The organism is Bradyrhizobium sp. JR4.1, from assembly GCF_040548605.1.
GTDB lineage: Bacteria > Pseudomonadota > Alphaproteobacteria > Rhizobiales > Xanthobacteraceae > Bradyrhizobium > Bradyrhizobium canariense.
The window spans coordinates 1-1,695 of the sequence record NZ_JBEPRY010000075.1; the positions used below are offsets into that span (position 1 = coordinate 1).

Genomic DNA, 1,695 nt, shown 5'->3' on the forward strand with positions numbered 1-1,695 from the left:
GTGGTGCCGCGCAGGTCGGAGGCCGTCGCACCCGCAATCGTGGTCGAGACGTTCGACTTGGTCGAATAGCCGACCGTGGTCTGCAGCGCCTGGTTAGCGATCGACTTGGCGGAGTCGAGCAACTTCGACAGCGAGGTGATGCCGGTGTTGGCGGCCTGGAGCACCTGCACGCCGTTGGCGATGCCATCGAGCAGATTGTTGATGTCGCTGGCGCGGTTGTCGAGCGACTGTGCGGTGAAGAAGTTGGTGGGGTTGTCGAGCGCCGAGTTCACCTTCTTGCCAGTCGAGAGGCGGGACTGGGTGGTGGCGAGGAGGTCGGCGGTGGACTGGAGCGAGAGCAGGTTCTGGCGAACCGACGCAGAGAGAACAATACCGGACATGACTCTTACCCTTCTGGTTTACGCGTCTTCGTTCGATCGCTTCGGATCGAGTGACGGGCACAACCTGAGGGGACATGGCTAACAAAGCGTGAAGCCTGTTCTCGCGCCGTAAGCGCCGTTCACCATAAGGCTCCAGCAGCACATCGGGATCAGCGACGATCGATCTGAAATTCCTCGCTTTTTCACGGCGTTTGCCTCCCGTTAACCATAACCAACGGTTACTTTTCGAAGCCGCCAGGTTGCTCCTCGACCGCGCAAAAAGAAAGCGGCGGGGCCGAAGCCCCGCCGCCATGACTTGATTGCGATGTCAGCCGCTATTAGCGCAGCAGCTGAAGCACGCTCTGCTGCGACTGGTTGGCCAGCGACAACGCCGAGACCGCGATCGACTGGCGGGTCGACAGCGCCTGGCTGTTGGCCGCTTCCTCGTTGGTGTCGGCCAGCGTCAGGTTGGACGAACCGGTCTGGAGCACGTTGATCAGGTTCTTGTTGAAGTCCTGACGCACCTGCACGATGGAGAGATTCGAACCGAGGGTCGAGGCTTCCGAGCGCAGTGTGCTCGAGGCCGAGTTCAGGCTGGTCAGCACCTTGTTAGTCGCGGCGTTGTCGATGAAGTCGGTTCCCTGCACCAGGCCGGCCAGACCGAGACCCTTCGAGTTGAAGGTCACGCCGGTGATGTTGAGGTTAGACTTGCCGGTTTCGTCGAACACCAGCTTGAGCTGGTCGCCGTTGAGCAGGTTGACGCCGTTGAACGAAGCATCCAGCGAGGTCGTGTCGATCTGCGTCAGGATGTTGTTGTACTGGGACACCAGGTTGGTACGGGTGGCCTGGGCAACAGCATCGGCAACCGGCGAGGTGGGGTTCGACCACGTCAGCGCCGTGGTGATCGTGCCACCGATGGTGCCACCAGCAGCAGCAGATCCGATCGTCGACGATGCAAAGTCGTTGGTCGCCGAGACCGTCAGCAGGCCATTGGCGTCGATCGTGGCGCTCAGGTTGTTGGCCTGAAGTGCCGTGTTGAGCTGATCGAGCGTCTTGACCGTACCGCCGGTGCCGTCGCCGAAGGTGACGTTGACCGCCGCGCCGCCATTGAAGGAGGCGAAGGTCAAGGTCTTGCCGGAGATGCCGCCGGAAGCCGCGCTGCGGCTCGCCGTGAAGGCGGTGCCGGTGCCGGTGGAGCCGGTGAGGCCGAGCGAGGACAGCGCATTATTGGTGCCGCTGATCGACAGATCCGCGTTCGCACCGGTCGAGAGGTTGAGCGCGCCGGCCACGATCGACGAGTTCTTGGCGCCTGCGGTCGTCTGCAGGGCACCGGAAG

The 1,695-nt window shown here is 62.4% G+C and carries 2 protein-coding genes; both read right to left on the reverse strand.

What is annotated here, in order from left to right; translation table 11 throughout:
• Positions 1 to 380: flagellin N-terminal helical domain-containing protein (locus ABIB90_RS41555; protein WP_502918274.1), on the reverse strand; the 380-nt coding region annotated here is incomplete at its 3' end.
• Between the two features lie 317 nt (positions 381 to 697).
• On the reverse strand, positions 698 to 1,695 hold a 998-nt coding region (locus ABIB90_RS41560; RefSeq protein WP_354202976.1), incomplete at its 5' end, for a DUF1522 domain-containing protein.